Source organism: Bacillus sp. JJ783 (assembly GCF_036963225.1).
GTDB classification, from domain to species: Bacteria; Bacillota; Bacilli; order Bacillales; family Bacillaceae_G; genus Bacillus_A; species Bacillus_A cereus_U.
Genome location: NZ_JBALMG010000065.1, coordinates 1 through 7,625, shown reverse-complemented (window position 1 = coordinate 7,625; position 7,625 = coordinate 1). Strand labels below are relative to the sequence as shown.

Here is a 7,625-nt window from a genome sequence, read left to right as displayed (position 1 = left end):
GAATAGAGGGATTTACATGATAGATAAAATTAAAAATGTTGTTGATGAAATGTCTGAGGATGACGCAAAACATTTCCTGCAAAGCATTCTTATACAATTAGATTTATTAGAAGAGAACTATAGTGAAGATACGATTAAACACTTGATAAGTATACCTAAGCAACTAACGAGTAATACATCTTATAAAAAGAATGTAAAAGAAAGTACACACATTCATATCGCTTTTGATGATTCAACAACTGGGTGTTTAAAATATATGTTAAGTCAAGAAGAACTATTTGAGGAGAGTGTTGTTGCATTCTCTGAATTCTTTTCAATTGGACCGATTAATCAATTACATACGAATAAAGGGCAACTCGCAAGACAGCAATGGTTATTAAACAACTTAACTTCTTATGATAGTTATTTTGAAGAAGAATATTTACCAAGATTTATGGAAACTTTAGAAGAACTACATTCTATTCCTAATGAAACACCTATTACCATTTGGAAGGCAGATAACGCACATGAACATGTAGGCCTTTGTTTTGTAATGGCGCAATTAAAAGGTAAGAAAAATATTCGAATCATTAATACATCTGAAGTGAGTAGAGAAATCTTAAACCAAGAGTATGATATACGTGGAACGGGAGAATTATCGCCCGAAAGTTTAGCTACTTTCCAAAATAGTTTTGCAGAATCACCGTTTTTAGCTAAAGAAAGCAGAGTGAATCTTGAACACGAGTGGGATAGTTTATCGAATAGTATGGAATTTTTAAGAGTTTGGAAAGACAATGAAGTGCATTCTGTACAAGAAGAATATTTTGACCAATTCATTATTGAGTGTGCGAAAAAAGTAGGTGCTGATAAAGACTTCCTTAAAGCTCCGAGAGTAATTGGTGAAGCGCTTGGTCTTGTAGAGCAATTAGTTGGGGATACTTTCTTAGAGTATCGCTTGAAAGTATTAATTAAACAAGAGGTATTTGAATTTGAAGGTTCATTAGATCAAATGCGTTTTTATAGTGTGAAGTTGAAAAAATAATAATATATTCCGTTTATAAAAAAGCTCGTATTTTTGAAAAAAAGATACGAGCTTTATTTTTTTAGTTTAATTTGGGCTATACATAAGCTTCCGATAGGTGTTATATCACATATGAATGTTAAAGGTAATGAATGAAAAGAAGGTGATTTGTTAATATGTATAACCAACAAAATTATCCATATGATCAAACGATGTATTATAATCCACAACAATACGGATATGAACCTGATATCGAAGTTAGAGAGGTTGAACTAGAAGATTATAGACCAGATGATGCGGAAGATGCTCCAACGTCACCACCACCGTCACAAGCTCCGTCTTTACCATCCACATTTGCTTCTCCTGCACAAGCGGGCAATATGAAATCATGGATGTGTAACTGTTTAGGGAGATGGGGATATTTACGTTTACATCGTCCTGGTCCATTCGGAAGAGACTTATGGTTTTTTCCGACAGAAGTAAGAAGAAGTGGGGTATCCGGCTACACTTGGCAAGCTGGTCGCCGCCGCAAAGTAAGTTATCGATATCAACAAATTAGTAATTTTATGTGCTTCGCATAATAGGAAGTGAGAGAGTAGAATAATTTTACTCTCTCACTTTTTTATTTTTCAATATACGAAGTAAGATTTTAATTAAAAATTTACAATTTTCTAGTTTTTATTGAAGTATAATTCAAATGTTGGGTTGATTTACACAAATAATTGAGAGTGAGGGAATGCAATGTCAATAAAAAATAAGGTTGGCCGAAAAATAGAGGATGGCATTAATTTAGCTTCTGCTCAGTTTAAAGAAGATGCTTATGAGATTTATAAAGAATCGCGAAAAGTGCAACCTATTTTATTTGTTAATAAAGTCGAGATTGGTACAGAATGGCTCATTACAAGATATGAAGATGCCTTGCCGCTTTTAAAAGATAATCGCTTAAAAAAAGATCCAAATAATGTGTTTTCTAAAGATACAATGAACATGTTTCTTTCTGTTGACAATAGTGATCATTTAACAACACACATGTTAAATTCGGACCCACCTAACCACAGTCGTTTACGCTCTTTAGTTCAAAAAGCTTTTACACCGAAGATGATTTCACAATTAGACGGAAGAATTCAGAGAGTAGCGGATGATTTAATAAATGAGATAGAGCGAAAAGGTACATTAAATCTTGTGGATGATTATTCATTCCCATTACCGATTATTGTAATAAGTGAGATGCTTGGAATTCCACAAGAGGATCAAGCGAAATTTAGGATTTGGTCGCATGCCGTCATTGCCTCCCCAGTAACACCAGAAGAAATAAAAGAAACTGGAAAGCAACTATCTGAATTTATTACATATCTTCAATATTTAGTTGATGTAAAACGACAAGATCCTAAAGAGGATTTGGTGAGTGCTTTAATACTTGCTGAAAGTGAGGGACATAAACTTAGTGCCCCGGAACTATACTCAATGATTATGTTACTTATCGTAGCTGGACACGAGACAACTGTGAATTTAATTACAAATACGGTATTAGCACTTCTCGAAAATCCTGATCAATTACAGTTATTAAAAGAAAATTCAAAACTAATTGATTCAGCTATAGAGGAAGGATTGCGATATTATTCTCCAGTTGAGGTTACAACTGCAAGATGGGCGGCTGAGCCGTTTCAAATTCACGATCAAACAATCCAAAAAGGAGACATGGTTATTATTGCATTAGCTTCAGCAAACCGTGATGAAGCAGTATTTGAAAACCCAGAAGTATTCGATATTACAAGGGAGAATAACCGTCACATTGCCTTTGGACATGGTAGCCATTTCTGTTTAGGAGCACCACTTGCTAGGTTAGAAGCAAAGATTTCTATTACTACTTTGTTAAAGCGTTTGCCTTCGTTACAAATAAAAGGTAATCGTGAAGAAATTAACTGGCAAGGAAATTACTTAATGCGTTCTTTAGAGGAATTACCTTTGACTTTCTAGAATAGTTACATTAAGACATGCATACATCGAAAACGATTTACATAGAGTATGTATGTATTATTTAAATTCGAAACGGAAGGGTGAAAACATCCCAATGATCAACTAATTCTATTTGTAAGAGATCTTCGTTAAAAAACGAAATATTCTTCTGAATAGGATTAGTATGTACATGTATAGAAAAGGGATGTATTTCGCGCTGCGAATATATAGTCTTTTCATATGATTTGTGCTGCCTCCTATTTAGAACACGAAATAGGAGGCTTTTTTATGTCGACGACTGCAGAAACGAATCAAAATCAGGGGGTATCACAAGTATTAAAAAATCGATTTGTGCAAGGAATTCTTGCTTCAGCATTATTTTTACAAATTGGAATATGGGTTCGGAACTTTGCAGTATTACTTTATGTTATGGAAATGACGAAAGGTGATGCTTTTGCAATTTCGATGATTTCAGTTGCCGAATTTGCACCGATTTTTATCTTCTCCTTTATTGGTGGGACCTTTGCGGATAGATGGAAGCCGAAGAAGACAATGATATGGTGTGAAACTTTAAGTTCTATATCAGTGTTCGCAGTATTGATCACTCTAATGTTTGGTACGTGGAAAATCGTGTTTTTTGTGACGCTCATATCTGCGATTCTTTCACAGTTTTCCCAACCATCCGGAATGAAATTATTTAAACAACATTTATCGACAGAACAAATTCAATTAGCCATGTCATTATATCAAACGATATTTGCAATATTTATGGTGTTAGGACCGATTATTGGAACATTTATTTTTCACAGCTTTGGAATCTATATTTCAATAATAATAACTGGTATCGCTTTTTTACTTGCTGCAGCTGTATTGTTATTTCTTCCGAAAGATTTTGAAAACGAAGCAGAGAAAAAAGAAATAACTCTATTGCAGGAAATGATTGATGGTATTCAATATGTAAAAAAGAAAAAAGCATTAACTTTGCTCGGTCTATGTTTTATGGCAGCTGGACTCGGTATAGGGCTTATCCAGCCGCTCGGAATATTTATTGTGACAGAACAACTAGGATTATCAAAAGAAAGTTTACAGTGGTTATTAACAGTAAATGGTGCAGGAATGATTGTTGGCGGAGCTTTAGCAATGATATTCGCGAAAAACGTGGCCCCGCAAAAGATGTTAATTGTAGGTATGCTCGGTCAGGCAATCGGAATTGGTATTATAGGCTATTCCACAAATTTATGGGTTACACTTACTGCACAACTTTTTAGCGGATTAGCTTTACCGTGCATTCAAATTGGGATTAATACGCTTATTATTCAAAATAGTGATACGGATTTTATTGGGCGCGTGAATGGTATTCTAAGTCCATTATTTACTGGTTCTATGGTAGTAACGATGAGTATTGCTGGAGCGTTAAAAGAAACCTTTTCTTTAAGTACAATGTATGAAGGGACAGCTCTATTATTTATAATTGGATTATTGTTTATTTTACCTATATATAATCTAAAGCCAGTTATAGCAGTAGAAAGTGAAATGAATGGTAAAGGAAGTGCTGTGCAACATGAATCCTAATCCAAACGTTAAATACCCAATTGAAGGAAATCAAAACGTTCATTTTATAAAAAACACAATAATGAAATCTAATATAATCGTTGGTGATTATTCTTACTATGATGCGAAGCATGGGGAAACATTTGAAGATCAAGTATTATATCATTATGAATTTATCGGGGATCGTCTCGTTATTGGTAAATTTTGTTGCATTGCGTCTGGAGTTACCTTTATTATGAACGGGGCGAATCATCGAATGGATGGATTTTCGGCATATCCATTTAATATTTTTAGGAATGGCTGGGAGAAATTCACACCACAGTTATCTGATCTGCCCTATAAAGGAGATACAGTGATTGGAAATGACGTTTGGGTTGGTATGGACACAACTATTATGCCTGGAATAAAAATAGGTGATGGTGCAATAATTGCAGCTAAATCTGTTGTGACTAAAGATGTCGCACCATATACAATTGTTGGTGGAAACCCTGCAAATAAAATAAAAGAGAGATTTTCAAATGCAATAATAGATGAATTATTGCAGATTCAATGGTGGAATTTTGACATTGAAAAAATAACCGAAAATATTGATGCTATTGTACGAGGGGATATAGAATCATTAAGAAAGCTAAAAAGGTAATAAAAAATGCATGACAAAGAGTATCATACCTCCGAATTTTGTTAATGATAATAGAACAAGGAGGTGTGATACTATGGCACAAGACGTTTTATGTGAAGTAAACAACTGTAAATTTTGGGCTAACGGTAACAAATGTAGTGCAGATGCAATTTATGTAGTAAGTAATAAAGGGAAACAAGCTTCTACTACGGAAGAAACAGATTGTAAAACTTTCGATCCAGAAATATAAGTTTTTGAAGGGTAGCCAAATCGTGGTTGCCCTTTTATTAATTATAGTATTGATAATAAATCTCATTTTCATTCATTGTTTTTAACTTTTCTTGTTATTTTTTTATATTTTCTTCATAAGTGATGTAATCCAATGTAATTCATGTTCAATACGTGACGTAGTAAATTCAGCAACTTCTGTAATAAAAGGTGAGACAACGTCAAGGGATTGGATGGCTGTAAGTTGTTCTTGAAGCACGTTTTGGCGCGTAGTCAAAATTTCTTTTCTAGCCTCGTAATCAAGTTTTTCGAAGAGCGCGATACGTACAAGGTCCTCACTTTTGCTTAGGGGCACCGCTTGCACGTTTAGAAGCTGAGATTGCATTAAATACATTTATAAATGCTTTCGAAAAAATAGAGTTATCTCCATCTTTCAATTTAGAAACATGTATATTGGAAAATGAACAAACCTTAAAATACTTACCTATTCGCTTAAAAACTCAATAAAACGTTCAACAAGGTACATTGTATTGTACCTTGTTTTTTATTTCTCAATTGTAAAATTTTAGTGTGTTTTATAGTATGGAGGTGTGTGAAAAAAGAGTAGAGGAGGATGCTTATGTTAACGTGCAATGGGAGTAAAACGTTTCAAACATTTATTAAAGCTGTAACTGATTTAATAGATGGTGATTTATTGGAAGAACAAATCGTGTGTGAAATTGAAACATTATTAGAAGAACTTTTAGAAAAGAAAACATGGCTTCCGTTAGATAAACAGAAGGCGAATTCGGCTCAATATGCACGACACTTACTGTATGAAGATCCATTAAAACGTTTTGAAGTATTAGCTCTCGTATGGAAAGATGGACAATCTACACCATTACATGATCATGATGGCACATGGGGAGTAGAAGGCGTTTTTTCAGGAAGGATAATGGTGCAGAACTTTGTTCAAACGAAGCAGCTTGGAAATTCACTTTCTTATTTAACACATACAGGAAATCTTTATTTGGGAGAAGGCGAAACAGATAAAGTAATTCCACCAGCTGATTGTCATATTCTAGAAATAGCCAAAAATGAAAGCGCAATCACTATTCATATATACGGAAAACGTTTAGAAAAGTTTTCCGTATATATCCCAACAGAAGAAAAAAACGTATACATGTGTGAGACAAAATATATTAGTTATAATTCATAGCATAAAATCCAAAGCTTTTCTTTAAAAAGAACAGCTTTGGATTTTATTTTTAATTATTTCTTGACCTGAAACGCTTTTCATAAATTATAAATAAGGAGTACTTCACGAGATTCGTATGAAAACGATACCTTTTATTTAATAAAAACTCGTGTATTTATAGAAAGTGGTGAAGAAATAATGAAATTAATCGCAATTGATTTAGATGGAACTCTTCTTTCAGGGAATAAAATGATTAGTAAAGAGAATGCAGAAGCAATTCGAAAATGTCAAGAAGCTGGCCATGTTGTAGCAATTTGTACAGGACGTTCTATTGTGGATATTGAACGACTTTTGTTAGAAGTTGATTTGGAGTGTCCGATTATTGCGGAAAATGGTGCACTTATATATAAAGATAAAAAAATGATGAAGAGATATCCAATTCAAAATATGCAGGCACTTGAGATTGTAGAATATCTTGAAGAGAATGGCTTGTATTATCAGCTTTATACTAATAAAGGTGTGTATGTACCGGATTATGGAGTAGAGAGTGTACGTAATGAAATCGAGTATGTGAAGAATGCAAAAGAAAATTTCGATTTGAAAGAGTTAGAAACGATTGCTGCATTATACCTTGAGCATACAGCATTTCATAGTACAGAAAGCTGTAAACCAATTGTAGAAATGGATATACATGTGCATAAACTTTTACCGTTTTCTTATGACATAGAGAAATTAAAAAAATTAAAAGAAACGTTTCTGCATAATACGGATTTAGCTATTACATCTTCCTATTGGCATAATTTAGAGATTAATCATCGAGATGCTCAAAAAGGAAATGGATTATATACTTTAGCAGAACATCTTAATATTCCAGTTGAAAACACTGTAGCAATAGGCGATGGCTTAAACGATGTTTCTATGATGGAGAAAGTAAATATATCAATTGCAATGGGAAATGCAGTTGAAGAAATAAAAGCGATGTGTCAATACGAAACGTTAACAAATGAAGAACATGGTGTCGCACATGCTTTATATAAATATGTAATGTAATAAAAAGAAAAAAAGAATCCAAATAGATTCTTTTTTTCTTTTTA

The 7,625-nt window shown here is 33.5% G+C and carries 8 protein-coding genes and 2 pseudogenes; 9 read left to right on the top strand and 1 reads right to left on the bottom strand.

The window, feature by feature from the left end; translation table 11 throughout:
* The first annotated feature begins 16 nt into the window (after nt 1–16).
* The 6 genes from V7038_RS14945 (at nt 17) to V7038_RS14920 (ending at nt 5,376) form a co-directional block, all read left to right on the top strand.
* Nucleotides 17–1,021: a DUF1835 domain-containing protein gene (locus V7038_RS14945; RefSeq protein WP_335470695.1), complete on the top strand. Its 1,005-nt coding sequence runs from the start codon at nt 17–19 to the stop codon at nt 1,019–1,021.
* 155 nt (nt 1,022–1,176) lie between these two features.
* Nucleotides 1,177–1,581, top strand: a complete 405-nt coding sequence (locus tag V7038_RS14940; protein ID WP_002110206.1) for a hypothetical protein — start codon at nt 1,177–1,179, stop codon at nt 1,579–1,581.
* Between the two features lie 160 nt (nt 1,582–1,741).
* Entirely contained in the window at nt 1,742–2,977 is a 1,236-nt protein-coding gene (locus tag V7038_RS14935) for a cytochrome P450 family protein (protein ID WP_002110205.1), read from the top strand.
* A 267-nt stretch (nt 2,978–3,244) separates the two neighbouring features.
* The gene (locus V7038_RS14930; protein ID WP_002110204.1) at nt 3,245–4,528 is read left to right on the top strand and encodes an MFS transporter; all 1,284 of its coding nucleotides are present in this window, start codon (nt 3,245–3,247) and stop codon (nt 4,526–4,528) included.
* A complete protein-coding gene (locus V7038_RS14925) occupies nt 4,518–5,147 on the top strand; it encodes a Vat family streptogramin A O-acetyltransferase (RefSeq protein ID WP_002110203.1) in 630 nt (209 codons plus the stop codon). Before V7038_RS14930 ends, V7038_RS14925 begins: the two co-directional genes overlap by 11 nt.
* A gap of 73 nt (nt 5,148–5,220) precedes the next feature.
* Nucleotides 5,221–5,376: a DUF1540 domain-containing protein gene (locus V7038_RS14920; RefSeq protein ID WP_000046093.1), complete on the top strand. Its 156-nt coding sequence runs from the start codon at nt 5,221–5,223 to the stop codon at nt 5,374–5,376.
* A gap of 102 nt (nt 5,377–5,478) precedes the next feature.
* Here V7038_RS14920 and V7038_RS14915 read toward each other — a convergent pair.
* A pseudogene (locus V7038_RS14915) lies at nt 5,479–5,700 on the bottom strand (PadR family transcriptional regulator); the annotation flags it as partial.
* Here V7038_RS14915 and V7038_RS14910 point away from each other — a divergent pair.
* The 3 genes and pseudogenes from V7038_RS14910 to V7038_RS14900 form a co-directional block, all read left to right on the top strand.
* Nucleotides 5,682–5,861 (top strand): annotated as a pseudogene (locus tag V7038_RS14910) (cytochrome P450); the annotation flags it as partial. The pseudogenes V7038_RS14915 and V7038_RS14910 sit on opposite strands and share 19 nt — an antisense overlap.
* A 112-nt stretch (nt 5,862–5,973) precedes the next feature.
* Nucleotides 5,974–6,552: a cysteine dioxygenase family protein gene (locus V7038_RS14905; protein WP_070178888.1), complete on the top strand. Its 579-nt coding sequence runs from the start codon at nt 5,974–5,976 to the stop codon at nt 6,550–6,552.
* 177 nt (nt 6,553–6,729) lie between these two features.
* On the top strand, nt 6,730–7,581 hold the full coding sequence (locus tag V7038_RS14900) for a Cof-type HAD-IIB family hydrolase (protein WP_335470689.1): 852 nt from the start codon (nt 6,730–6,732) through the stop codon (nt 7,579–7,581).
* Nucleotides 7,582–7,625 lie beyond the last annotated feature (44 nt).